The sequence below is a fragment of the Pseudomonas sp. RA_105y_Pfl2_P56 genome (assembly GCF_963970845.1).
GTDB classification, from domain to species: domain Bacteria; phylum Pseudomonadota; class Gammaproteobacteria; order Pseudomonadales; family Pseudomonadaceae; genus Aquipseudomonas; species Aquipseudomonas baetica_A.
On the sequence record NZ_CAXAPL010000030.1, the window covers coordinates 33,438 to 57,890 of the forward strand.

At 59.0% G+C, this 24,453-nt stretch carries 22 protein-coding genes; 16 read left to right on the forward strand and 6 right to left on the reverse strand.

Features of this window, described 5'->3' with window-relative positions:
• The first annotated feature begins 102 nt into the window (after positions 1–102).
• Positions 103–576, forward strand: a complete 474-nt coding sequence (gene bfr / locus AACY11_RS19710; RefSeq protein WP_003227727.1) for a bacterioferritin — start codon at positions 103–105, stop codon at positions 574–576.
• Positions 577–682: 106 nt separating this feature from the next.
• Here the strand turns inward: bfr and grxD are convergent, their stop codons facing one another.
• The 3 genes from grxD to AACY11_RS19725 form a co-directional block, all read right to left on the reverse strand.
• Positions 683–1,024 carry a Grx4 family monothiol glutaredoxin gene (grxD, locus tag AACY11_RS19715; protein ID WP_016773402.1) on the reverse strand — a complete coding sequence of 114 codons (342 nt, stop codon included), beginning with the start codon at positions 1,022–1,024 and terminating at the stop codon, positions 683–685.
• 97 nt (positions 1,025–1,121) lie between these two features.
• Positions 1,122–3,227, reverse strand: a complete 2,106-nt coding sequence (locus AACY11_RS19720) for a molybdopterin oxidoreductase family protein (protein WP_339495562.1) — start codon at positions 3,225–3,227, stop codon at positions 1,122–1,124.
• Positions 3,228–3,360: 133 nt separating this feature from the next.
• Positions 3,361–3,651 carry a hypothetical protein gene (locus tag AACY11_RS19725; protein WP_339433497.1) on the reverse strand — a complete coding sequence of 97 codons (291 nt, stop codon included), beginning with the start codon at positions 3,649–3,651 and terminating at the stop codon, positions 3,361–3,363.
• Positions 3,652–4,055: 404 nt separating this feature from the next.
• Between AACY11_RS19725 and argF the strand changes: the two genes are divergently transcribed.
• The gene (gene argF / locus AACY11_RS19730; protein ID WP_339433498.1) at positions 4,056–4,976 is read left to right on the forward strand and encodes an ornithine carbamoyltransferase; all 921 of its coding nucleotides are present in this window, start codon (positions 4,056–4,058) and stop codon (positions 4,974–4,976) included.
• Positions 4,973–6,082 carry an ABC transporter ATP-binding protein gene (locus AACY11_RS19735; protein ID WP_339433499.1) on the forward strand — a complete coding sequence of 370 codons (1,110 nt, stop codon included), beginning with the start codon at positions 4,973–4,975 and terminating at the stop codon, positions 6,080–6,082. The genes argF and AACY11_RS19735 overlap by 4 nt, the downstream gene beginning before the upstream one ends.
• Positions 6,083–6,201: 119 nt before the next feature.
• Here the strand turns inward: AACY11_RS19735 and AACY11_RS19740 are convergent, their stop codons facing one another.
• Positions 6,202–6,984 (reverse strand): PhzF family phenazine biosynthesis protein, encoded by a 783-nt coding sequence (locus AACY11_RS19740; protein ID WP_339433500.1) that lies wholly within the window; start codon positions 6,982–6,984, stop codon positions 6,202–6,204.
• Between the two features lie 95 nt (positions 6,985–7,079).
• Positions 7,080–7,550, reverse strand: coding sequence for a Cys-tRNA(Pro) deacylase (gene ybaK, locus AACY11_RS19745; RefSeq protein ID WP_339495563.1), 471 nt, complete (start codon positions 7,548–7,550; stop codon positions 7,080–7,082).
• A gap of 361 nt (positions 7,551–7,911) precedes the next feature.
• Here ybaK and AACY11_RS19750 point away from each other — a divergent pair, with 361 nt between their 5' ends.
• From AACY11_RS19750 to glpD, 4 genes are all read left to right on the forward strand, one after another.
• Positions 7,912–8,763: an MIP/aquaporin family protein gene (locus AACY11_RS19750; protein WP_221732101.1), complete on the forward strand. Its 852-nt coding sequence runs from the start codon at positions 7,912–7,914 to the stop codon at positions 8,761–8,763.
• Between the two features lie 77 nt (positions 8,764–8,840).
• Positions 8,841–10,343: a glycerol kinase GlpK gene (glpK, locus tag AACY11_RS19755; protein WP_221732102.1), complete on the forward strand. Its 1,503-nt coding sequence runs from the start codon at positions 8,841–8,843 to the stop codon at positions 10,341–10,343.
• A gap of 95 nt (positions 10,344–10,438) precedes the next feature.
• Positions 10,439–11,194 carry a DeoR/GlpR family transcriptional regulator gene (locus AACY11_RS19760; RefSeq protein ID WP_007916700.1) on the forward strand — a complete coding sequence of 252 codons (756 nt, stop codon included), beginning with the start codon at positions 10,439–10,441 and terminating at the stop codon, positions 11,192–11,194.
• Positions 11,195–11,489: 295 nt separating this feature from the next.
• Positions 11,490–13,025, forward strand: coding sequence for a glycerol-3-phosphate dehydrogenase (glpD, locus tag AACY11_RS19765; RefSeq protein ID WP_339466339.1), 1,536 nt, complete (start codon positions 11,490–11,492; stop codon positions 13,023–13,025).
• A gap of 89 nt (positions 13,026–13,114) precedes the next feature.
• Here glpD and AACY11_RS19770 read toward each other — a convergent pair whose 3' ends face one another.
• Entirely contained in the window at positions 13,115–14,002 is an 888-nt protein-coding gene (locus AACY11_RS19770; protein WP_339495564.1) for a LysR family transcriptional regulator, read from the reverse strand.
• Positions 14,003–14,107: 105 nt separating this feature from the next.
• On the opposite strand from AACY11_RS19770, the gene AACY11_RS19775 reads away from it, so the two are divergent.
• From AACY11_RS19775 to AACY11_RS19815, 9 genes are all read left to right on the forward strand, one after another.
• Positions 14,108–15,475: an MFS transporter gene (locus tag AACY11_RS19775; RefSeq protein WP_339495565.1), complete on the forward strand. Its 1,368-nt coding sequence runs from the start codon at positions 14,108–14,110 to the stop codon at positions 15,473–15,475.
• On the forward strand, positions 15,456–15,872 hold the full coding sequence (locus AACY11_RS19780) for a DUF4440 domain-containing protein (protein ID WP_339433505.1): 417 nt from the start codon (positions 15,456–15,458) through the stop codon (positions 15,870–15,872). Before AACY11_RS19775 ends, AACY11_RS19780 begins: the two co-directional genes overlap by 20 nt.
• Positions 15,869–16,801: a flavin reductase family protein gene (locus AACY11_RS19785; protein WP_339433506.1), complete on the forward strand. Its 933-nt coding sequence runs from the start codon at positions 15,869–15,871 to the stop codon at positions 16,799–16,801. The genes AACY11_RS19780 and AACY11_RS19785 overlap by 4 nt, the downstream gene beginning before the upstream one ends.
• 13 nt (positions 16,802–16,814) lie before the next feature.
• Positions 16,815–18,113 (forward strand): Rieske 2Fe-2S domain-containing protein, encoded by a 1,299-nt coding sequence (locus AACY11_RS19790; RefSeq protein WP_339433507.1) that lies wholly within the window; start codon positions 16,815–16,817, stop codon positions 18,111–18,113.
• Positions 18,094–18,579, forward strand: coding sequence for an aromatic-ring-hydroxylating dioxygenase subunit beta (locus AACY11_RS19795; RefSeq protein WP_339495566.1), 486 nt, complete (start codon positions 18,094–18,096; stop codon positions 18,577–18,579). The genes AACY11_RS19790 and AACY11_RS19795 overlap by 20 nt, the downstream gene beginning before the upstream one ends.
• Positions 18,580–18,598: 19 nt before the next feature.
• Positions 18,599–20,308 (forward strand): NAD(P)/FAD-dependent oxidoreductase, encoded by a 1,710-nt coding sequence (locus AACY11_RS19800; RefSeq protein ID WP_339433509.1) that lies wholly within the window; start codon positions 18,599–18,601, stop codon positions 20,306–20,308.
• A gap of 31 nt (positions 20,309–20,339) precedes the next feature.
• Positions 20,340–21,674, forward strand: coding sequence for an amidase family protein (locus tag AACY11_RS19805; protein WP_339495567.1), 1,335 nt, complete (start codon positions 20,340–20,342; stop codon positions 21,672–21,674).
• 160 nt (positions 21,675–21,834) lie between these two features.
• Entirely contained in the window at positions 21,835–23,094 is a 1,260-nt protein-coding gene (gene mtr, locus AACY11_RS19810; RefSeq protein ID WP_339433511.1) for a tryptophan permease, read from the forward strand.
• Between the two features lie 263 nt (positions 23,095–23,357).
• Positions 23,358–24,272 (forward strand): glutamate/aspartate ABC transporter substrate-binding protein, encoded by a 915-nt coding sequence (locus AACY11_RS19815; protein ID WP_339433512.1) that lies wholly within the window; start codon positions 23,358–23,360, stop codon positions 24,270–24,272.
• Positions 24,273–24,453 lie beyond the last annotated feature (181 nt).

The following is a 24,453-nucleotide window of genomic DNA, read 5'->3' on the forward strand; positions in this document are numbered from 1 at the left end:
GATTTATTTTCATTTATTATTCAATAACTTAGGTTTGACACTTATAAAAGTGCAGCCCAAACTCCGCCCTATATACAGCTAATACAGGGCAGGACTCCCATCATGAAAGGCGACATTACAGTCATCCAGCATCTCAACAAGATCCTTGCCAATGAACTGGTCGCGATCAATCAGTACTTCCTGCATGCCCGCATGTATGAAGATTGGGGCCTGAACAAGCTGGGCAAGCACGAGTACCACGAGTCCATCGACGAGATGAAACACGCGGACAAGCTGATCAAGCGCATTCTGTTCCTCGAAGGGCTGCCGAACGTGCAGGATCTGGGAAAACTGCACATCGGCGAGCATACCCAGGAAATGCTGGAATGCGACCTGCGTATCGAGAAGACCGGCCATGCTGACCTTAAAGCCGCGATTGCGCATTGCGAATCCGTTGGCGATTTCGGCAGCCGTGAACTGCTCGAAGACATTCTCGAATCCGAAGAAGAACATATCGACTGGCTGGAAACCCAACTGGGCCTGATCGATAAAGTCGGTCTTGAGAACTATCTGCAATCGCAGATGGGCGAAGAGTAAGTTAGCGCCCGCTAAACGCGAGACACTGAAAAGCCCCGCCCTCTTTTGAGGCGCGGGGCTTTTTATTGCTCGGGTTTCAGCATTGGCCGAAACCCGAAAAAGCCGATCAGGCTTCGGACTTGTTCGCAGCAGCGGCTTCGACAGCCGCTTTGATGGTGCTTTGCAGCGAACCGTCTGCAGCCATCTCGGTCATGATGTCGCTACCGCCGACCAGCTCACCGCCCACCCACAATTGCGGGAAAGTCGGCCAGTTGGCGTACTTTGGCAGGTTGGCGCGGATTTCCGGGTTCTGCAGGATGTCCACGTACGCAAACTTTTCGCCACACGCCATCACAGCCTGCGCAGCTTTCGCGGAGAAGCCACACTGTGGGGCATTCGGCGAACCTTTCATGTAAAGCAGAATGGTGTTGTTGGCAATCTGCTCTTTAATCGTTTCGATGATATCCATGGAGCACCTCGGCTGAACTTTCCGACTCATGGGTCGGCACGGTGGCGCATTGTAACGGAATCCCGAGCGCCATGCTCGGTCTCCCCGACAGACATGCTCAGGCTGCCACCACCGTCACCGGAACGCCATTGAGCGCGGCATTACCCGACAGCTCGTCAAGCTGACACTCATCGGTCAGGTCGTTGGCACTGGAACCCGGCTGACTGCTGGCAATCGCCATCTGTACACCGGGACGCGCATGCCCCCAGCCGTGAGGCAAGCTCACCACGCCTTTCATCATGTCCAGACTGCCGAGCACTTGGACTTCGATCTGCCCGACCCGTGAACTGACGCGCACTAACTGGCCATCTTCAAGCCCACGACTGGCGAGGTCATCCGGGTGCATCAGCAATTGATGCCTTGGCTTGCCTTTCACCAGACGATGATAGTTATGCATCCAGGAATTGTTACTGCGCACATGGCGGCGGCCGATCATCAGCAACTCATCGGCGGCGGGCGCCTGCAATGTCGCGAACCGTGCGAGGTCGGCGAGTATCTCCGGCGGCGCGGCCTGCACGCGTTGATTCGGCGTTTTCAGGCGTGGCGTGAGATTGGGTTTCAGCGCGCCAAGGTCAATGCCGTGCGGATGATCGAACAGCGTTGCCAGCGACAGTTTCTGCTCGCCCGCGTCACCGTAGATCCCCATGCGCAGGCCCAAGTCGATCATCTTCGCCGGCGGCATTGTTGGCTTCAGTTCCTTGCCGGTTTTTTCGGCAAACGCTTTGGCCAGGCCGACGAAAATCTCCCAATCATGCAAGGCGCCCTCGGGTTTGGCGAGAATTGCGCGATTGAAACGGGTGACATTGCGCACCGCGAACAGATTGAACGTGGTGTCGTAGTGATCGTTCTCCAGCGCCGAAGTCGACGGCAGGATCAGGTCGGCATAACGCGTGGTTTCGTTGATGTACAGGTCGATGCTGACCATGAACTCCAGACCGTCCAGCGCCTGCTCCAGTTGCCGCCCGTTAGGCGTCGACAGCACCGGGTTACCGGCGACGGTAATCAGTGCGCGCACCTGCCCCTCGCCGTCGGTGAGCATTTCTTCGGCCAGCGCCGACACCGGCAACTCGCCGCCGTACTCGGGACGGCCCGACACACGGCTTTGCCATTTATTGAAATGCCCGCCCGAGGTCGATGCCACCAGATCCACCGCAGGCTCCGTGCACAGCGCCCCGCCGACGCGATCAAGGTTGCCGGTCACCAGATTGATCAACTGCACCACCCAGTGGCACAAGGTGCCGAAGGCTTGCGTTGAAACGCCCATCCGCCCGTAGCAAACCGCGCTGGGCGCGGCGGCAAAATCGCGGGCCAACTGGCGGATCTGTTCGGCGGGCACGGCGCACAACGGGCTCATGGCTTCTGCGGTGAACGTCGCCACGGCGGCGCGCACCTCGTCCAGGCCGTCGACCGGCAAGTGACTGTCGCGGGTCAAGCCTTCGCCAAACAATGTGTTGAGGACACCAAACAGCAAGGCCGCATCGCCCCCGGGCCGCACAAATAGATGTTGATCAGCGATTGCCGCCGTCTCGCTGCGCCGTGGATCGACCACCACCACTTTGCCGCCCCGGCCCTGAATGGCTTTGAGGCGCTTTTCGACGTCAGGCACGGTCATGATGCTGCCGTTGGACGCCAGCGGATTACCGCCCAGAATCAGCATGAAATCGGTGTGATCAATATCAGGAATCGGCAACAGCAAACCGTGGCCGTACATCAGATAACTGCTCAGATGATGGGGCAACTGATCGACCGAGGTCGCCGAGAAGCGATTGCGCGTCTTCAGCAAACCGAGGAAGTAGTTGCTGTGGGTCATCAACCCGTAGTTGTGCACGCTAGGGTTGCCCTGATAGACCGCCACCGCGTTCTGCCCATGGCGCTCCTGAATCGCCGCCAGACGCTCGGCCACCAGCGCAAACGCCTCATCCCACTCGATCGGCAGCCATTCACTGCCAACCCGGCGCATTGGCTGGCGCAGGCGATCGGGGTCATTCTGAATATCCTGCAACGCCACGGCCTTGGGGCAGATGTGCCCACGGCTGAACGTGTCGAGGGCATCGCCCTTGATCGAGGTGATCGCAACATTGCCATCGGTTTCGGTGGTCTCGAGGGTCAGGCCACAGATGGCTTCACACAGGTGGCAGGCACGGTGATGGAGAGTCTTGGTCATGGCCAGTCTCTGTCTTGTTCTGGGGCGGGCACTACGCCTGCGGGAACAAAACTATGGCCCGGGCGCCGGCCGGGCGCCAGCGACGTTCGTCTTGTGAATCGACGGTTATCAGGCGAGCCGATAGCCCATTGCGTCAGTTCTGCGGCAAGTGCGGTGGCGCCTGCAACTGAATTTCCTGGATGGTTTCGATCTGTTCGTGGGCGATATGCACGCCGGTGAGTTCACCGATAAGACGCCAATGCTCGTCGAGCCCGGCGCTGATGGTTGCCATCCGGTCGATCATGTGCCGACCGGCAGTCTTGACCACTTCGTCCTCGCTGCGCAGCAGCTCGAAGGACATCGAGGTGACCGAGGCGGTGAGATGGGTCAGTGAGCGAGCCGTGTGGCCCAGCAATTCCATTAACAGTTGTTCTTTCGATTCCATGCGGAGGCTTCCTGCGTCGCTCGAAATGTATTTATAACCCAGCACTTTGCTTTAGCAAATGTTTCAGCCCGAGCACCCGACCAAGCGATTCGTGGCGCTGTGGTCGTAAACCGACCAAAGCAGCGTCATCTGCGCCACGGCGGATTGCCAAGCCCCTTGAGGCCAGTGTACAAAGAAGCTCGCTGCTGTCCTGAACCCGGCTTCAAATGCGCGACTGCAACTCCAAGTCCGCCCTCCGAATTCCGCAAAAAACCGTAGCCTATTGGAAAAACGCGACATTTAGTGTCAATATCGCGCCTTCCCCCATTTTCGTCGCCCCGTGCGGCTTACGCCGCAGGTCTCGCCCGTTGTTCCGTTAAACAAGGCTTTGAGCATCTGCGGTGTGTAGCAAAAGGTAGTCAATGATGAGCGCAAGGCACTTTCTCTCCCTGATGGATTGCACGCCCGAAGAGCTGGTCAGCGTGATCCGTCGAGGCGTTGAGCTCAAGGACCTGCGTAACCGCGGCGTACTGTTCGAGCCTCTGAAAAACCGTGTGCTGGGGATGATCTTCGAGAAATCCTCGACGCGCACCCGGATCTCCTTCGAAGCCGGCATGATCCAGCTCGGCGGCCAGGCGATTTTCCTTTCGCCACGCGACACCCAACTAGGCCGTGGCGAGCCGATAGGCGACTGCGCCATCGTCATGTCGAGCATGCTTGATGCGGTGATGATCCGTACTTTTGCCCACAGCACCCTGACCGAATTCGCAGCCAACTCCCGCGTGCCCGTGATCAACGGCCTGTCCGATGACCTGCACCCGTGCCAGTTGCTGGCCGACATGCAGACGTTCCTCGAACATCGCGGCTCGATCCAGGGCAAAACGGTTGCCTGGATCGGCGACGGCAACAATATGTGCAACAGCTATATAGAGGCCGCGATCCAGTTCGACTTCCAATTGCGCGTCGCCTGCCCGGAAGGCTACGAGCCAAACCCGGAGTTCGTCGCCAAGGCCGGCGACCGCGTGACCATCGTCCGCGACCCACAGGACGCCGTGCGCGGCGCGCACCTGGTGAGCACCGACGTCTGGACGTCCATGGGCCAGGAAGAAGAAACCGCCAAGCGTCTCAAGCTGTTCACCCCGTTCCAGGTCAATCGTGCCCTGCTCGATCTGGCCGCCGAGGACGTGCTGTTCATGCACTGCCTGCCCGCGCACCGTGGCGAAGAAATCAGTCTCGACCTGCTTGATGACCCGCGCTCGGTCGCTTGGGATCAGGCAGAAAACCGTCTCCACGCACAGAAGGCCCTGCTCGAGTTCCTCGTCGAACCGGCATATCACCACGCATGAGCCATGAATTACTGCTGAACCTGCGCAACCTCGCTTGCGGCTATCAAGATCAACGTGTGGTGCAGAACCTCAATCTGCACCTCAACGCCGGCGATATCGGCTGCCTGCTCGGCTCATCCGGGTGCGGCAAGACCACCACCCTGCGCGCCATCGCCGGTTTCGAACCGGTGCACGAAGGTGAAATCACCCTCGGTGGCGAGACCCTTTCCAGCCCTGGTTTCACCCTGGCACCGGAGAAACGCCGGATCGGCATGGTGTTTCAGGACTACGCGCTGTTCCCGCACCTGAGCGTCGCGGACAACATCGCCTTCGGCATTCGCAAGCATCCGCACAAGGAGCGCGTGACCGAGGAGTTGCTGGAACTGGTCAACCTGAAGGACCTTGGCAAACGCTTCCCGCACGAATTGTCCGGTGGCCAGCAACAGCGTGTCGCCCTCGCCCGCGCCTTGGCGCCAGAGCCGCAACTGCTGCTGCTCGACGAGCCCTTTTCGAACCTCGATGGCGAACTGCGCCGCAAACTCAGCCATGAAGTACGCGACATCCTCAAGGCTCGTGGTACCAGCGCGATACTGGTGACCCACGATCAGGAAGAAGCCTTTGCCGTGAGTGATCACGTCGGCGTTTTCAAAGAGGGGCGACTGGAGCAATGGGACACCCCGTACAACCTGTATCACGAACCGGCGACGCCTTTTGTGGCCAGTTTCATCGGTCAGGGCTACTTCATTCGCGGCCAGCTCGGCAGCCCGGAATCGGTGCAGACCGAACTGGGTGAACTGCGCGGTAATCGCGCCTATACCTGGCCGGTGGGTGGTGCGGTGGATGTGCTGTTGCGTCCGGACGACATCGTTTATGCGCCGGACAGTGCTTTGAAGGCGAGGATTGTCGGCAAGACGTTCCTGGGGGCTTCGACGCTTTATCGCCTGCAACTGCCGACCGGTGCGCAACTGGAGTCGATCTTCCCCAGTCATGCCGATCACCACGTCGGTGCCGAGGTGGGGATTCGTGTTGCAGCCGAACATCTGGTGTTGTTCCAGGCATCCGGTAGCACGGCAGCGCAGATTCCGGCAGTGGAAAACGGCGTGCGCCGCTACAGCAGCGCGCTCTGATTCAACACGATAGAAAATGTGGGAGCGGGCTTGCTCGCGAAAGCGTCGTGTCATTCAGCACGAGTGTTTGCTGATACACCGCCTTCGCGAGCAAGCCCGCTCCCACATTGGTTTTTGTCTTAACCCAGGCGCAGTGTGCCGCTCGCCACCAGCGTCGCATGACCGCCAATCTTCACCCGCTCACCTTCCAGCCGACAGAACAACTCCCCGCCCCGCGCCGAACGCTGGCATGCGGTCAGGCTCGATTTGCCCAATTTCTTTGACCAGTATGGAATCAAGCTGCAATGGGTCGAACCGGTCACCGGGTCTTCATCGATACCAATCGCTGGCGCAAAGTAGCGCGAGACGAAATCGTGTTGATTGCCGCGAGCGGTGACGATCGCACCCAACCACGGCAGCTTGGCCAGCGCGACCCTGTCCGGCTTGCAATCCAGAACGGCCTGCTCCGACTCCAGCACCACAAACAGCTCACTGGAGCCGAGCACATCCAGCGCCTCGACTCCCAACGCCCGCTCGACATCCTGCGTCACACCAATCTCGCAAGGCTCGATCGACGGGAAGTCCAGCCACAATCGCCGCCCCTCACGACTGACACTCAGCGGCCCGGACTGACAGACAAAATCCAGGCGTTCGGCGGTTTCCTTGTAAATTTCGAATAGCACATAGGCACTGGCCAACGTGGCGTGACCGCATAACGGCACTTCGGTGGTCGGGGTGAACCAGCGGATATGCCAAGCCTGACCTTCGCGTACCAGAAACGCAGTTTCCGCCAGATTGTGTTCGGCGGCGATTTTCTGCATCAACTCGTCCGCCAGCCAGGCGTCGAGCCGATAGACCATCGCTGGATTGCCACTGAACGGCCGATCACTGAACGCGTCGACCTGATGAAACTCGAGTTGCATAACCTTCTCCCTCAGTCCGTTGATCGAGCATGCAACTGACACCTGATCCGCGCCAGTGACAGAACCGGCCAATTTTCTTCATACAGTGCAAATGGTCATGCGCGGCCGATGTCGGCAAATGTGGCCTGGGTATGTTCGGCCAACACGGCAGGCGCCAACTCGACCTCAAGCCCGCGTCGGCCGGCACTGACGTAAAGGGTCGCAAACCCCTGAGCCGAGCGGTCAATAAAAGTGCGCAAGCGTTTCTTCTGCCCCAGAGGGCTGATGCCACCCAACAGATACCCCGTAGAACGCTGTGCCGCCACCGGGTCGGCCATTTCGACTTTTTTGACACCGGCGGCGTGTGCCAGACCTTTTAGATCGAGACTTCCGACGACCGGCACCACGGCGACCAGCAATTCACCCTTTTCAGTGGCGGCCAGCAGCGTCTTGAACACCTGCGCAGGCTCAAGCCCCAGTTTTTCTGCGGCCTCCAGCCCGTAAGACGCGGCTTTGGGGTCATGTTCGTAACTGTGCACGCGATGTTCGGCACGAACTTTTTTCAACAAGTCCAACGCAGGGGTCATGACAGCTCCAGGCTCGGCAGTGACAGAAAAATCCTGCGCAGAATTCTAGGCCATCGCCGGCGAAAAGGCTCTAGCACAAGCCACGTTTCCCGTGGCCTGCAGGCGAACAACCGAAAAAACTTCCATCCTCCAAAAAGGATCATTCACCGCACTGATAGTTTTATTGTGACCAATAGTTCACTTTCGACCTTTGACAGGTTTGTTTCTTGTCTATATTTTTTCGAATCTGAATAATGTAAGAATTATGATCACGGCAGCACCCAGCAGTAAACCGAGAACGGGATGGGGATCCCGCCTCGGTGAAAATCGCGCCTTGCCCTGTCGGCAGTGCGCCAGACAACAACAAAAATCGAGGTTTTCAATGACAACTGCTTTACAGCAACCATCGCTTTCAGGCCAATGCATGGCCGAGTTCCTGGGCACTGCACTCCTGATCTTTTTCGGTACCGGTTGTGTCGCCGCGCTCAAAGTCGCGGGCGCCAGCTTCGGTCTGTGGGAAATCAGCATCATCTGGGGCGTAGGCGTGAGCATGGCGATCTACCTCACCGCAGGCGTTTCCGGCGCGCACCTGAATCCGGCGGTCAGCATCGCGCTGACCATCTTCGCTGACTTCGAAAAGCGCAAACTGCCGTTCTACATCCTTTCGCAGATTGCCGGCGCCTTCTGCGGCGCGCTGTTGGTTTACACGCTGTACAGCAATCTCTTCTTCGATTTCGAACAAACTCATCAAATGGTGCGCGGCTCGGCGGCCAGCCTTGAGTTGGCGTCGGTGTTCTCCACCTTCCCGAACCCGGTGCTGTCGACCGCCCAGGCATTTCTGGTCGAGATGATCATCACCGCCATCCTGATGGGCGTGATCATGGCCCTGACCGACGACAACAACGGCCTGCCAAGAGGCCCGATGGCGCCGCTGCTGATCGGTTTGCTGATTGCGGTGATTGGCAGTTCGATGGGCCCGCTGACGGGCTTTGCGATGAACCCGGCCCGTGACTTTGGTCCCAAGCTGATGACTTTCTTCGCCGGCTGGGGTGAAATTTCCTTCACTGGCGGTCGCGACATTCCGTACTTCCTGATTCCGATTTTTGCACCGATTGTCGGTGCCTGCCTCGGCGCTGCCGGGTATCGCGGGCTCATCGCCCGTCACCTGACCGGCGCCACACCTGCTACAAAGGATGCAGAACCGGCCATTGAAGGCAAACCAAGAACTTCTTGAAACAGTCGGCGCAGGCTCCTGCCCAATAGAGCCTGCGCCAAGGCCCACTCTCCCTTTTTTCGTCCAAGGCAATCGACATGACCGACATTGAGAATAAGAACTACATCATTGCCCTCGATCAGGGTACGACCAGCTCCCGCGCGATCATTTTCGACCGCGACGCGAACGTGGTCTGCACCGCGCAGCGCGAATTCGCCCAGCATTACCCACAAGCCGGTTGGGTTGAACACGACCCGATGGAAATCTTCGCCACCCAAAGCGCAGTGATGGTTGAAGCGCTGGCTCAGGCTGGCTTGCATCACGATCAGGTGGCTGCCATCGGCATCACCAACCAGCGTGAAACCACCGTAGTCTGGGACAAGACCACCGGCCGCCCGGTGTACAACGCGATCGTCTGGCAGTGCCGCCGCAGCACCGAGATCTGTCAGCAGCTCAAGCGTGACGGCCACGAAGACTACATCCGCGACACCACGGGCCTGGTCACCGACCCGTACTTCTCCGGCACCAAACTGAAGTGGATCCTCGACAACGTTGAAGGCAGCCGCGAACGTGCGCGCAACGGCGAACTGCTGTTCGGCACCATCGATAGCTGGCTGATCTGGAAATTCACTGGCGGCAAGGTTCACGTCACCGATTACACCAACGCCTCGCGCACCATGCTCTTCAACATCCATTCGCTTGAATGGGATTCGAAGATGCTGGAGATCCTCGACATCCCGCGCGAAATGCTGCCGCAAGTCAAAGCCTCCTCGGAAATCTACGGTCGCACCAAGAGCGGCATCGCCATCGGCGGTATCGCCGGCGACCAGCAAGCGGCACTGTTCGGCCAGATGTGCGTCGAGCCGGGCCAGGCGAAAAACACCTACGGCACCGGTTGCTTCCTGCTGATGAACACCGGCGACAAAGCGGTGAAATCCAAGCACGGCATGCTCACCACCATCGCTTGCGGCCCGCGCGGCGAAGTGGCTTACGCACTGGAAGGCGCGGTATTCAACGGCGGTTCCACCGTGCAGTGGCTGCGTGATGAACTGAAGATCATCAACGACGCCCACGACACCGAATACTTCGCCAATAAAGTCAAAGACAGCAACGGCGTGTATCTGGTGCCAGCCTTCACTGGCCTGGGCGCACCGTACTGGGACCCGTATGCCCGTGGCGCCCTGTTCGGTCTGACCCGTGGCGTGCGCGTGGATCACATCATCCGTGCCGCGCTGGAATCGATTGCCTACCAGACCCGAGACGTGCTCGACGCCATGCAGCAGGACTCCGGCGAACGCCTCAAGGCCCTGCGTGTGGACGGCGGCGCAGTTGCCAATAACTTCCTCATGCAGTTCCAGGCCGACATCCTCGGCACGCAGGTCGAGCGCCCGCAAATGCGCGAAACCACTGCCCTGGGCGCTGCCTATCTGGCGGGTCTGGCGTGCGGTTTCTGGGGCAGCCTGGACGAACTGCGCGGCAAAGCGGTCATCGAACGCGAGTTCGAACCGAGCCTGGACGAAGTGGCAAAAGAGAAACTCTATAAAGGCTGGAAAAAAGCCGTCAGCCGTACCCGTGACTGGGAACGCGAAGACGCTGAATAAGACAGTCTCGGGATCCTTATAGGGTTCTAACTGGTAGGGAGCGGATTCCTGCGGCATCATGGGCAAATTTTGCACGGCAGCCCAAAGGAAGCCCCATGAATCTGCCTCCCCGTCAGCAGCAAATCCTCGAACTGGTCCGCGAACGCGGCTATGTGAGTATCGAGGAAATGGCCACGCTGTTCGTTGTTACCCCGCAAACCATTCGCCGCGACATCAATCAGCTCGCGGAAGCCAATCTGCTTCGTCGCTACCATGGCGGCGCCGCCTATGACTCCAGCGTCGAAAACACGGCTTATGCGATGCGCGCCGATCAGATGCGCGATGAAAAACAACGCATCGGTGAAGCCATCGCCGCCCAGATCCCCGATCACGCCTCGCTGTTCATCAACATCGGCACCACCACCGAATCGATTGCCCGCGCCCTGCTCAATCACAACCACCTGAAAATCATCACCAACAACTTGCATGTGGCGTCGATGCTCAGTGCCAAGGATGACTTTGATGTGTTGCTGACGGGCGGCAATGTGCGCCGTGACGGCGGGGTTGTCGGTCAGGCGAGCGTGGATTTCATCAATCAGTTCAAGGTCGATTTCGCCCTGGTCGGTATCAGCGGTATCGACGAGGACGGCAGCCTGCTCGACTTCGATTATCAGGAAGTACGGGTTTCCCAAGCGATCATCGCCAATGCGCGGCAGGTGATCCTGGCGGCGGACTCCAGCAAATTCGGGCGCAATGCGATGATTCGGCTCGGCCCGATCAGCCTGATTGATTGCCTGGTGACGGATCAGCAGCCAGTGCCAGCGTTGGCGCAGTTGCTGAGTCAGCACAAGATTCGCCTGGAAGTCGTTTAACCCCTCAAATATTCATCGGCTGTACCGACGCCTTCGCGAGCCAGCCCGCTCCCACCTATGGAATGCGCTCCCCTTGTGGGAGCGGGCTGGCTCGCGAAGAGTCCCTCACAAACAGCACATCTGCCGCGCTCTTGCGCACATTTGATGTTCGAATATCTTCTTTTAACCGCCCTTCGATGAGTTTTTTCAATCGAAGTCGACTGGCTGTGCGCGTCTTTATGAGCTACCATTTTCGAAAATGAACATTAATGTTCGATTTCCAATACAGAAAATCAAAAGAGCCCGAGGCCAGCCGATGTCAACATCTACCTTGCGTACGCCCCCTATCTCTGAGATCTACGACCTCGCCGTCATCGGTGGCGGGATCAATGGGGTCGGGATCGCAGCGGATGCCGCCGGTCGCGGTCTCTCTGTTTTCCTTTGCGAAAAGGATGACTTGGCCAGCCATACCTCGTCGGCCAGTAGCAAGCTGATCCACGGTGGTCTGCGCTACCTCGAACATTACGAATTCCGTCTGGTGCGCGAAGCACTGGCCGAGCGCGAAGTCCTGCTGGCCAAGGCGCCGCACATCGTCAAGCCGATGCGTTTCGTGCTGCCGCACCGCCCGCACCTGCGTCCGGCGTGGATGATCCGCGCCGGTCTGTTCCTGTATGACAACCTGGGCAAGCGCGAAAAGTTGCCAGGTTCTAAAAGCCTGAAGTTCGGCGCCGACAGCGCACTGAAAAGCGAAATCAAAAAAGGCTTTGAATACTCCGACTGCTGGGTCGATGACGCTCGCCTGGTTGTTCTGAACGCCATGGCCGCCCGGGAAAAAGGCGCCCACGTCCACACCCAGACCCGTTGCGTCAGCGCCCGTCGCGCCAAAGGCTTGTGGCATCTGAACCTGGAGCGCGCCGACGGGAGCCTGTTTTCGATCACCGCCAAAGCGCTGGTAAACGCTGCCGGCCCGTGGGTCGCCAAGTTCATTCGTGATGACTTGAAGATGGAGTCGCCGTACGGCATCCGTCTGATTCAGGGCAGCCACATCATCGTGCCGAAACTGTACGAAGGCGAACATGCGCACATCTTGCAAAACGAAGATCAGCGCATCGTTTTCACCATTCCGTACCTGAACCATTTCACGCTGATTGGCACCACCGACCGCGAGTACACCGGCGATCCAGCCAAAGTGGCGATCACCGAGGGCGAAACCGATTACCTGCTGAAAGTGGTCAACGCCCACTTCAAGAAGCAGATCAGCCGCGACGACATTCAGCACAGCTATTCGGGTGTGCGTCCGCTGTGCAACGACGAATCCGACAACCCGTCGGCCGTGACCCGCGATTACACCCTGGCGCTGTCCGGCAGCGGCGAAGAAGCACCGTTGCTGTCGGTGTTTGGCGGCAAGCTGACCACCTACCGCAAACTCGCCGAGTCGGCGATGGCGCAGTTGATGCCGTTCTTCACCCAGATGCGCCCGAGCTGGACGGCGACCGCTACCCTGCCCGGCGGCGAAGACATGACCACCCCGCAGGCCTTGAGCGCACTGATTCGCGACAAGTTCGACTTCGTGCCGACTGAAATCGCTCGCCGCTGGTCGACCACCTACGGCAGCCGCACCTGGCGCATGCTCGAAGGCGTGGAAACCTTCGCCGACCTGGGCGAACACCTGGGTGGCGGGCTCTACACCCGTGAAGTCGATTACCTGTGCAGCGAAGAGTGGGCGACTACCGCGCACGACATTCTGTGGCGCCGCAGCAAGCTGGGGTTGTTCACCACTGCGGCCGAGCAGGAGAAACTGGCGGCGTATCTGGGCAAGGTCGAGCACAATGGCAAGATTGAAGCGGCCTGATCACTGATCATCGCTTGAACGGAAAAGCCCCTGAATCGTGAGATTCAGGGGCTTTTTCTTTTCTACGGATCGGGCGCTGACCAGCGAGGTCAGCGCGCCAGATGCAACAACAGAAAATCAATAAACGCCCGCGACTTGTGCGGCAGGTGCGGGCTGTTGGGGAATACCACGTTGATCGATTGCGAAGGCAGTGCGTACTCAGGCAGCAAACGCACCAGACGCCCGCTGGCGATGTCATCCTCGACCACCCACGCCGGCAATACCGAAACCCCCAGCGACGACAGCGTCATCGAACGAATGGCCGTGGAGGAATTCGACTCGAAGTGATTGATGCCGTTGATCTCGACGCTTTGCCCTTGCCCGTCACGCAGGCTCCACTGTGTCGGTGCCTGCAGATTGCTGTTGGCGATCCACGGCACATTGTTCAGAGCCTGTGGCTCATTCACCGGATAACGAGCGAGAAACCCTTCGCTGGCGACCAGCACAATTTCGTAATCCGCCAGCTTGCGGCTCTTGAATGCCGAGTCTGCCAAGTTGCCGAGGCGAATCACCAGATCGAGTTTTTCCGCCACCAGATCATTCAATGAAGAATTGAAGTTGTAGCACAAGCGAATTTCCGGATAGCGCTCGGAGAACAATGGGATCAACGGCAGAATATACTTTTCGCCATATTCACTCGTGGAACTTATGCGCAACTTACCGGAGACACGATTATTACCCTTCAATACGTTATCGAAGGCATTATCGATGTCCGCGACTATTCCCTTGAACTCTTCATAAAAGTCCTGACCAATTTCCGTCAGCGATATATTGCGCGTATTGCGAATAAGCAATGTCGCAGACAAAACCTCTTCCAGCGCCTTGACATGCAGGCTGGCCATGGCTTTGCTGATACTCAGGTAATTGGCGGCCTTGGTGTAAGAACCAAAATCAACCACCGCGAGAAACGTCTGAACCCGATTAAGATGAGAGTGCATGGCGCTATGGCTCACTGTTAAATCCTGTCAAACATTGTTTTAAGCATAGTCGTATCGACACTTCAAGTCCACCGCCCCTATGCTGCGCGGCAAAGGGGATACAACATGAACTATCGCTATAAAATCGCGCTGATTTTTTTGATCGGATTTTTTATTGACTGCATTAATATATTCATGTCGGCTGTGGCATTGCCCAGTATATCGGCAACTTTGCAAGTCAGTACTTCGTCTGTGGCCTGGGTCGCCAATGCTTATATTCTCGGCCTGACCCTGATTATTCCAGTGAGCACCTGGCTCGCGGGCCGCTTCGGCAGTCGCGAGATTCTCACCGCCTCGATGCTGGTATTCACCGGTTCCGTATGGATGTGCGGTTTGTCCGACAGCTTCCATGAACTGGTGATCTGGCGTTTTATCCAGGGCATCGGCGGCGGGCTGCTGATTCCAGTGGGCCAGGCGCTGACGTTCAATCTGTTTCAGGGCGAGCAGCGGGCAAAAATCTCCACGCTGGTCATGGCAGTGGCACTGATCGCCCCGGCCATTTCGCCCACGGTCGGCGGCATCATCGTCGATAGCAGTTCCTGGCGCTGGGTGTTCTACAGCAACATCCCGTTCTCGTTGATCGCTGCCGGGCTGTCGTGGTTCTGGATCAAGGAAAGCAAACCCGCCAGCCTGTCCCGCCCGGACATCAAGGGCCTGTTGCTGGTCAGCGCAGCACTGGCCAGCCTGCTGATGGGCATGTCGCTGTATGGCGGCGACTACCCGGCAGCGGCCGCGATCGCCTGCTTGGTCGCGGGCCTGATATTCATCGCGCTGTACCTTGCGCACTACCGTAAATCCAGCAACGCAATCATCGAACTGTGCCTGCTCAAGAGCAAAAAACTCAGCACTTCGATCTTCATCTATTACGCGATTCCGGGGGTGTTCACCGGGGTCAACCTGATGAGCATTTTCTTCCTGCAGAACACCCTGCACTTCAGCGCCCGGCTGACCGGGATGTTCATGATCCTCTATGCCATCGGCGCATTCATCGCGATGACGATCTGTGGCCGGGTCTACAACCGGGTCGGCGCCAAACGCCTGTTCATCCTCGGCATGCTCTTGCACAGCGCGGGCATCGCCACGCTGATGCTGGTGAATGCGCCGACGGATCTTTGGGTAATCGTGATTGCTTACAGCCTGATGGGCATCGGTGGCGGCATCGGCGCCAACACCGCGCAAACCACTTCGCTGATGGATTTTGCCGGCGGCGACACGCACAAGGCCAGCGTGATCTGGAACATCAACCGGCAAATGTCGTTCAGCCTCGGTGCCGCGCTGTTTCTGATGATCTTCAACCTGCTGCTCAAGCAGTTCGACACCACGGCGGCCTATCACGCGACCTTCGCGATTGCGGCGCTGGTCGGGCTGTTTCCGCTGTTTCAAATGAGCCAATTGAACCCTCCAAAGGAATGTCATGAACAACAACCTGGTTGAACAAGCGCAACACAGCATTCACCACGTGCATGAACTGATTCATCGCGTGTTTACCGATACCGACGGCACGGGCGAAGCCAGCGTGGAACCGCTGATGGCGGTCTTCGCCGAGCACTTCAGCATGGTCACCACCTCAGCCGCGGTGGTCGGCCGGGCGCAGGTCGAACAGTTGTTCAAAGGTGCAATCGGCGCCCGTAAAGGCCTGGAAATCCTGATCAGCGACCTGCATACGGTCTGGCACGAAGGCGCGACAGTAGCGCTACGCTACAAGGAAACCCATCGCCTGAACCAGGTTGAAACGTCGCGCATCTCGGTAGCGATCCTTTGCGTTCAGCACCACGACGTCCAATGGTTGTACCTGCACGAAACGCCAATCAGCCCGGTAAAGCCCGCATGAAATACACCGTCACCCAATGCCGGATGCTGTCGGCGTCGATCAAGGAAATAACGGTCAGCGGCCCGGCCACCCTGGCCGCCATGAGCCATGCCGGGGCGCATTTCAAGTGGTTGATCCCCGGGCTGAGCGACTGCCGTCACTATTCGACGGTACATCTGGATGAGGCCGCCGACGGCAACTTCACCTTTGCTATCCGCCTCTCGCCGGATTCCGCCAGCAGCCGCTACATCGGCGCTCTGGCCGTGGATGACTGCGTGGAACTGGAAGGCCCGTTCAACACCTTCAACTACCCGCTCGACGCCAGCACCGGCCGCGATATCGCCATTGCCGGCGGTATCGGCATTACACCGTTGACCGGCATCCTGCGCCATCTGCATACGCTTGAGCGAACGCCGCTCCTGCACTACTTCGCGAAAAGTGCCGATGACGCCGCTTACGCCGAACATCTGCAAGCTCAGTTGCAGGAGCGCATGCAGTTGCACCTGTCCGGCAGCCGCCCGGCGATCAATCAACTGCTCGCCGACCTCGACGCCGACGACCGTCTCTATGTCTGCGGCCCGACTTCGATGCTCAACGAAATCTTGAGCCATGCCGAAGCCGTCGGCCTGGCCCGTGAGCGCATCCATCTTGAGGTGTTCAACGTTGCCCGCAACGATGCCGCACAAGGCTTTGTGATCGACGCGGCCGACTCTGGCGTTAGCGTCGAAATCGGCCCTGAGCAAACGCTGCTCGAAGCCCTGGAAGCGGCCGGGCTCGATCCGTTGTACGACTGCCGTCGCGGCGAATGCGGCGTCTGCGCACTGGACGTACTGGAAGGCGAAGTCGACCACCGCGACTTCATCATGAGCGAACAAGAAGCTGCCTGTAGCGCACGGATCTATCCCTGTGTTTCACGGGCGAAAAGCCCACGCCTGAAGCTGGCGATCTAAAGAGGACACCCCGTTGGACAACTACTTCAATGGCAGAGAAGTGCATAAATCTCTGTACCTTGATCAGTCACTCTTCGAACAGGAACAACAGCGGGTTTTCGCCGCGAGTTGGTGTTACCTGGGTCACGACAGCCTGATCCCCGAAACCGGTGACTACTTCACTACCACCCTCGCCCAGCAGCCGCTCGCGATGGTGCGCCAGAAGAACGGCGCGATCGTCGTGCTGCACAACCGCTGCCCGCACAAGGGCGTGAAAGTCCTGGCCGAGACTCGTGGCAATGTCGGGCGTTTCATGCGCTGCCCGTACCACGCCTGGACGTTCAAGACCGACGGCGAGTTGTTGAGCATTCCGGTAAAAAAGGAATACGACGACTGCGACCTCAGCAGTTGTTCCGCGCACAAGGGCATGCGCAACGTGGCGGCGGTGCATAACTATCGCGGCTTCGTGTTCGTGCGTTTGACGCAAGAAGGTATCGGCTTCGACGAGTTCTTCGGCGAATCGCTGTCGACCCTCGACAACATGGTCATGCGCTCGCCGCGGGGTCAGTTGAAAGTGATCGGCCAACCGCTGCTGCACCGCCATCGCTGCAACTGGAAAATGGTCGTCGATAACCAGACTGATACCTGCCATCCGATGATCGCTCACGAGTCCTCGGCGGGCGAAGCGATTCGTCTGTGGAAGGAAACCGGGGAACAGGGCAAGCCGCCGATGGCCGTCGAACTGTTCTCGCCGTTCATGGCTTCTTACGAGTTTTTCGCCGGTATGGGCATTCGCGTCTGGCCCAACGGCCACGGGCACACCGGGGTCAGCAACTCGATCCACAAGGCTTACACCGATATTCCCGGTTACTGGGAGTTGATGGTCGACAGCTACGGCGAAGACCAGGCCCGGGCGATCCTCGACGACACCCGGCATAACACCGTGTACTTCCCCAATCTGATGGTCAAGGGCCCGATCCAGACGCTGCGCGTGATCAAGCCGGTCAGCGCCCGGGAAACCATCGTCGAATCGTGGATCTTCGAACTGCAAGGCGCGCCCGTGCAGTTGCTCGAAAGAACCGTGCAATACAACAACCTGATCAACTCGCCGTGCTCGATGGTCGCCCACGACGACGTGGAAATGTACGAGCGGGCGATGGAAGGCCTGGGCAGCGATGCCAACGAATGGGTCAACGTCAGTCGCTTGTTCGAACCCAATGAAACCTACGAGCAGACCCAGGTGGTGTCCGGCACCAGCGAAATGGCGATGCGTAATTTCTATAACAGTTGGCAGCACTTGATGCGGGGCGACCATGCGACACGATCCATCTAATCACCACGCCATCGAGCAACTGATCGAGACCGAACTGCACCTGCTCGACCAGCAGGATTTCGACGCCTGGCAACAATTGCTCAGCGACGACTACACCTACTGGATCCCCATGACCCGCGAGCAACGCAGCCCGTTGCATGAATCATCGCTGGTGTATGAAGACCGCTTTCTGACCACGCTGCGCATCAATCGGCTGGCCAATGCGCGCAACTTTTCCCAGCAGCCCAAGAGCCGCAGCCTGCACATCGCCCAACGCCCGCGCATCACCCTGGATGAATCGTCGTACAGCGCCGTCGCCAGCAGCAACATGCTGTATTGCGAAGCCCGTGGCGACAGCGAATGGCATTACCCGGTGACCGTCGAACACCAACTGATCAATATCGATGGCACCTGGAAAATCCACGGCAAAAAGATCCTGTTGCTCAACCCCGCACGCGCCCTTGAAAGCCTGCAGCTCATTATCTGATCGACCGAGAATCCCCCCTGTGAACCCTACTTCCAAAGGCTCCAACCAGGCGTCCGCGTGCCTGTCTTTTCCCTATGTCGATCTGCTGTATGACTACGGCCAGTTCCTGCGCAATGCCGAAGAAGCCATCGGTTACCTGCCAGTGGAAACCGCCGAGAAACACATCGGTATCGTCGGTGCCGGCCTGAGCGGGCTGGTCGCCGCCTACGAATTGCTGCGCTCGGGTGCACGCCGCGTCACCTTGTTCGAAGCCGAACCGGAACACGTCGGCGGTCGTCTGCTGACCCAGTGCTTTGACGAAGACCAACCGCAATTCATCGCCGAAATGGGCGCCATGCGCTTCCCGCCCAGCGAAGTCGGACTGTTCCATTACCTCAACCGCTTCGGCATCGAAACCACCGAAGCGTTTCCCGATCCGGGCGTCGTCGACACAGAAATCCACTACCGTGGCGAGGCCCATCACTGGGCTGCGATGCAACCGCCGCCGGCCTTGTTCAGCACCGTACACCAAGGCTGGAACGCATTTTTGCGCGAAGGCGTAACACTCGATGACGGCAGCAGTCTCGCACCGCCGCTGCTGCTGACTGAATTGCTCAAGCAGCACAACTACTGCGAAGTGCAGCCGGAGTGGCAGCGCTATCTGGATTGCTTCGGCGACAGCTCGTTTTACTCGGCGATGGTGCGCATTTTCACCGGCAACAATCCGCCCGGCGGCCGGGCGTGGCGCAAGCCGGAAGACTTCCACCTGTTCGGTTCGCTGGGGATTGGCTCGGGCGGTTTCCAGTCGGTGTATCGCGCCTCGTTCACGGAAATCCTGCGGCTGGTGGTCAATGCCCTGGAGGTCAATCAACGCCTGGTGCCCAACGGCATCTCGGCGCTGGCCGAACTGATCGCCGACACCTCGTTCAACGGTATTCAGGTACGCGACATGATCTGTCGCACGCGCATCGAATCGATCAACAAAGGCCCGGACGGGCAAATCCTGCTGGCTGGCAGCAACGGCGAAACCTACGCCTGCGACCGGGTGATTACCACGACCACGACCCGCGCACTGCAAGTCAACCTCAAGCTCACGCAGAACCAGGCCTTCGTCAATCGCGACGTGGCGCGGGCAATCAATGAGACCCATATGGTCGGTTCGTCCAAGTTGTTCATCCTGACCAAGGACAAGTTCTGGCTCAAGCACGGCCTGCCACAAAACATCCAGACCGACACCCTGGTCAAAGGCGTGTATTGCCTGGACTACGCACCGCAGGACCCGGAATCCTGGGGCGTGGTGCTGATCAGTTACACCTGGGAAGATGACTCGCACAAAATGGTCTCGATGTCCGACAAAGTGCAGCGCTGCCTGCGTCTGGTCGATGAGCTGGCGATGAGTGCACCGGAATTTGCCAGCCATCTGCTGCCGCTCGGTGGCGACTACCAGCGCTACGTTCTGGAATACGACTGGCTGACCGACAAGCATGCGCTGGGCGCCTTCAAGCTGAACTTCCCCGGCGACGACATTTATTCCGAACGCCTGTTCTATCAGTTCCGCACCGCGCTCGATCCGAATCAAGACACCGGGTTGTACCTGGCCGGTTGCGGCGCCTCGTTCACCGGCGGTTGGGCCGAAGGTGCGATTCAGACGGCACTCAACGGTGCCTGCGCAGTGATCAGCAGCCTGGGTGGCGACTTGATTGCCGGCAACCCGCTCGATGACCTGCACTCGCAGTATCGCTACTGCTGAATCCGCCCCTTTCAATCGCCGAGACACATTCATGTACAGCCAGCTTTCTATTGAAGCGCTCGTCAACGGATTCCGCAGTGGCCAACTCTGCCTGGACACCTGGCAGCAAGCGCTGCGCGATCGTCATGCGATGGCGCAACACCTGAACAGCTTCATCACCTTCGACCCGGCGGCGCTCAAGGCCGATGGGATCGGGCGTGACAGCGCACTGTTTGGCCTGCCCGTGTCGTTCAAAGACAACATCAACGTCAGCGGCATGCCGACCACCGCTGGCACCCCCGGTCTGTCCGATTACTTTCCGCAGCACGATGCGGGCATCGTCCAGCGCTTCAAACAATTGGGCGCACGGGTCGTGGGCAAGAACAACATGCACGAACTGTCGTTCGGCGTGACGTCGGCCAACCATACCCATGGCGCCGTGATCAACCCTGCCAACGAGCGCCACAGCGCCGGCGGCAGCAGCGGCGGTTGCGCCGCCGCTGTCGCCGCCGGGCTGGTGCCGTGCGCGGTCGGCACCGACACCGGCGGGTCTGTGCGTATCCCGGCAGCGTTCTGCGGGATCGTCGGTTTCCGCCCGACCACCGGGCTATATCCCGTAGACGGCATCGTCCCGGTGTCGCAGACCAAGGACACCTCGGGCCTGCTGACCCGCACCGTGGAGGACTGCCAGTTTGTTCACCGCCACCTCACCGGTAGCCGTCCCGTCCGTTTGGCCGATGATCGGCCGCTGCGCATCGGCATCCCGGAACGTTTCCTGTGGGCCAATCTTGAAGATAACGTGCAACGCGACTGCCGCGCCGCGATCGACAGCCTGGCCGATCGCGGCGTGAGCATCGTGCCGGTCGACGATGCCCTGATCGGTGAAATCAACGAAGCCATTCAGTTTCCGTTGCCAATCTATGAGTTCTTCATCGACTTCCCTCGTTTCCTCATGGGGCAAGGGCGTGGTGGGCAGTTCCTCGACATCCTCGCGCAGATCCGCGATCCGGCGATCAAGCGGATTCTCACCGCCCAACTGGAAAGCCCGGCGATCTCCTACACCGACTACGTGCAGGCGTTGATGAGCAAGCTGCGCCTGGAAAAGGAATACCGGGCGTTGTTCGGCCAGCACCAACTGGACCTGCTCGCCTACCCTACCGTTGCGTGCAGCGCGCCGTTGCTCAGCGATTGCTCGGACGAGAGCAATTTCGAGACCTTCGTGCGCAATACCGACCCGGCGAGCAACCTGGCGGCGCCGAGCATCAGCATTCCGGTCGCCCGCGCCGGTTCGTTGCCGGTGGGGTTGTCGTTCGATGCGCTGCCGGGGCAGGACGACTTCCTGTTGGCGAGCGTGCGGCAGCTGACGCACCTGCTGAACATCGTTTGAATCGCATCGTGCACAAAACCCTGTGGGAGAGGGCTTGCCCGCGATGGCGGCGGATCAGTCAACAGAGACGTTGAATTCGATGGCCTCTTCGCGGGCAAGCCCGCTCCCACAGGGGTCGTGTTAGCCGTACCTATAACAACTCAAATTGCAGGCCCTTGCCATGCGCGTCACTTCAATAGCTTCCCTTCCCGCTGTCGAACGATCACCTTCGATCCTTGGCGGTGCCATGATCATCGGCGGCACGATCGTCGGCGCGGGCATGTTTTCGTTGCCGGTGGTCATGTCCGGCCTGTGGTTTTACGGCTCGGTGGCGGTCCTGCTGTTCGCCTGGTTCTGCACCCTGCATTCGGGCCTGATGATCCTCGAAGCCAATCTCAACTACCGCGAAGGTGCGAGTTTTTCCACCATCACCCGGGATCTGCTCGGACGCCACTGGAACCGGCTGAACGGCCTGAGCATTGTCTTTGTGCTCTACATCCTGACCTACGCGTACATTTCGGCCAGCGGTTCGGTGATCCGCCATACGGCGCAATCAATGGGCCTGGATCTGTCATCGCGTGTCGGCGGTCTGGGCTTCACGCTCTTGGTGGCGTTTATCGTCTGGCTCAGCACCACGGCAGTCAGCCGCATGACCACGCTGGTGTTCGGGGCAAAAATCCTCGCGTTCTTTCTGACCTTCGGCGGGCTGCTCGGCCATGTGCAAAGCACCACCCTGCTCAATCTCGATAGCGCCGACAGCCACTACTGGCCCTATCTGCTGGTCACCCTGCCCTTCTGCCTGACGTCGTTCGGTTTCCACGGCAACGTGCCGAGCCTGATGAAGCATTACGGCAAGGACCCACAGCGGATTCGCGCCTGCCTGGTCAGCGGCACGCTGATCGCGCTTGGCCTGTACCTGGTGTGGATGCTGTGCAGCATGGGCAACATTCCCCGGGACGGGTTCAAGGACATCGCCCGGCAAGGGGGCAATATCGACGTGCTGATCAGCGCATTGGGCGCGCGACTCAACAGCGCCAACATCGATCTGTTGCTGACCTTCTTCTCTAACTTTGCCGTGGCGTGCTCGTTCCTCGGGGTCACCCTTGGCCTGTTCGATTACCTCGCCGATGTGCTCGGTTTCGATGACAGCCCCATGGGCCGCCTGCAGACCGCCGCGGTCACGTTCCTGCCACCGATGCTGTGTGGGTTGCTCTGGCCCGAAGGGTTTCTTCACGCCATCGGTTTCGCCGGACTGGCCGCTACCCTGTGGGCGGTGATTACCCCGGCCTTGCTGGCCAGAGCCTCGCGCCAACGCTTCGGCAGCCCGCGCTATCGGGTCTGGGGCGGTACGCCGATGATCGTTTTGGTGCTGTTTTTCGGGGTGATCTGCGCGGTTTCGCACCTGCTGTTTGTTTTTGATTGCCTGCCGGTCTGGCGCTGAAGTGGCTGTATTCGGTTTTCCGAACGCGACCTTCCGGTCGATTCGGATAACCGGATCAGTTTTCCCGAATAACACCGACACAAAAACTTAATAACCAAGCAGATCAAGCAGTTAACCACTTTCGACTGGTTTGGCACGACTCATGCTCTACACTCTCGCGACGAATGTCTGTTGAGCCAATCCTTCAGGAGCCGTCAGGCATTCGAAGCACAAAAGGGCCGACGAACTGGCTCCATAAAAAAAACAATGTCGAGGAAAATTTGATGCGCATCGTTCCCCATATCCTGGGCGCAGCCATTGCTGCCGCTCTGATCAGCACGCCAGTTTTCGCCGCCGAACTCACCGGCACCCTGAAGAAAATCAAAGAGTCCGGTGTGATCACCCTGGGCCACCGCGACGCTTCTATTCCTTTTTCCTACATCGCTGATGCGTCCGGCAAACCGGTCGGCTACTCGCACGATATCCAAATGGCCATCGTCGAAGCGATCAAGAAAGACCTCGACCTTCCAGACCTGCAGGTCAAATACAACCTGGTGACCTCGCAAACCCGTATCCCGCTGGTGCAGAACGGCACCGTGGACGTCGAGTGCGGTTCCACCACCAACAACGTCGAGCGTCAGCAGCAAGTTGACTTCTCCGTCGGCATCTTCGAAATCGGCACCCGTCTGCTGTCCAAGAAAGACTCCAAGTACAAGGATTTCGACGACCTCAAAGGCAAGAACGTCGTGACCACCGCCGGCACCACGTCCGAGCGCATCCTCAAGTCGATGAATGCCGACAAGCAAATGGGCATGAACGTCATCTCCGCCAAGGACCACGGCGAGTCCTTCCAGATGCTGGAATCGGGCCGTGCCGTTGCGTTCATGATGGACGACGCGTTGCTGGCAGGTGAAGCCGCCAAGGCCAAGAAGGCGGCTGACTGGGAAGTGACCGGCACTCCACAGTCGTACGAAATCTATGGCTGCATGATGCGCAAAGGCGACGAGCCGTTCAAAAAGGCTGTCGATGACGCCATCAAGGCTACCTACGCCTCGGGCGCGATCAACACCATCTACAACAAGTGGTTCATGCAGCCGATTCCACCAAAAGGCCTGAACCTGAACTTCCCGATGAGCAACGAGCTCAAGGCCCTGATCGCCAATCCGACCGACAAAGCGGCTGACGACAAGAAGTCCTGATTTCTGACTAACCTTGTCCCCTGAAGAGGCACCTGCCTCTTCAGGGGATGGTCACTCCCTGCTGGCATTTTTTGGAAACACTCGAACCGGTGTCTGTCGAGCCGATCGCGTGTGCCTGACCCTCAGGATCAGGCCGGGAACGGAGTTTCCCCAGGCGGGCACTTGTACATCGATCGAATCG

Excerpts from the sequence above, each read along its gene's own strand:
- bfr (WP_003227727.1), top strand. The coding sequence starts at position 103 with ATGAAAGGCGACATTACAGTCATCCAGCATCTCAACAAGATCCTTGCC.
- grxD (WP_016773402.1), bottom strand. The coding sequence starts at position 1,024 with ATGGATATCATCGAAACGATTAAAGAGCAGATTGCCAACAACACCATT.
- AACY11_RS19720 (WP_339495562.1), bottom strand. The coding sequence starts at position 3,227 with ATGACCAAGACTCTCCATCACCGTGCCTGCCACCTGTGTGAAGCCATC.
- AACY11_RS19725 (WP_339433497.1), bottom strand. The coding sequence starts at position 3,651 with ATGGAATCGAAAGAACAACTGTTAATGGAATTGCTGGGCCACACGGCT.
- argF (WP_339433498.1), top strand. The coding sequence starts at position 4,056 with ATGAGCGCAAGGCACTTTCTCTCCCTGATGGATTGCACGCCCGAAGAG.
- AACY11_RS19735 (WP_339433499.1), top strand. The coding sequence starts at position 4,973 with ATGAGCCATGAATTACTGCTGAACCTGCGCAACCTCGCTTGCGGCTAT.
- AACY11_RS19740 (WP_339433500.1), bottom strand. The coding sequence starts at position 6,984 with ATGCAACTCGAGTTTCATCAGGTCGACGCGTTCAGTGATCGGCCGTTC.
- ybaK (WP_339495563.1), bottom strand. The coding sequence starts at position 7,550 with ATGACCCCTGCGTTGGACTTGTTGAAAAAAGTTCGTGCCGAACATCGC.
- AACY11_RS19750 (WP_221732101.1), top strand. The coding sequence starts at position 7,912 with ATGACAACTGCTTTACAGCAACCATCGCTTTCAGGCCAATGCATGGCC.
- glpK (WP_221732102.1), top strand. The coding sequence starts at position 8,841 with ATGACCGACATTGAGAATAAGAACTACATCATTGCCCTCGATCAGGGT.
- AACY11_RS19760 (WP_007916700.1), top strand. The coding sequence starts at position 10,439 with ATGAATCTGCCTCCCCGTCAGCAGCAAATCCTCGAACTGGTCCGCGAA.
- glpD (WP_339466339.1), top strand. The coding sequence starts at position 11,490 with ATGTCAACATCTACCTTGCGTACGCCCCCTATCTCTGAGATCTACGAC.
- AACY11_RS19770 (WP_339495564.1), bottom strand. The coding sequence starts at position 14,002 with ATGCACTCTCATCTTAATCGGGTTCAGACGTTTCTCGCGGTGGTTGAT.
- AACY11_RS19775 (WP_339495565.1), top strand. The coding sequence starts at position 14,108 with ATGAACTATCGCTATAAAATCGCGCTGATTTTTTTGATCGGATTTTTT.
- AACY11_RS19780 (WP_339433505.1), top strand. The coding sequence starts at position 15,456 with ATGAACAACAACCTGGTTGAACAAGCGCAACACAGCATTCACCACGTG.
- AACY11_RS19785 (WP_339433506.1), top strand. The coding sequence starts at position 15,869 with ATGAAATACACCGTCACCCAATGCCGGATGCTGTCGGCGTCGATCAAG.
- AACY11_RS19795 (WP_339495566.1), top strand. The coding sequence starts at position 18,094 with ATGCGACACGATCCATCTAATCACCACGCCATCGAGCAACTGATCGAG.
- AACY11_RS19805 (WP_339495567.1), top strand. The coding sequence starts at position 20,340 with ATGTACAGCCAGCTTTCTATTGAAGCGCTCGTCAACGGATTCCGCAGT.
- mtr (WP_339433511.1), top strand. The coding sequence starts at position 21,835 with ATGCGCGTCACTTCAATAGCTTCCCTTCCCGCTGTCGAACGATCACCT.
- AACY11_RS19815 (WP_339433512.1), top strand. The coding sequence starts at position 23,358 with ATGCGCATCGTTCCCCATATCCTGGGCGCAGCCATTGCTGCCGCTCTG.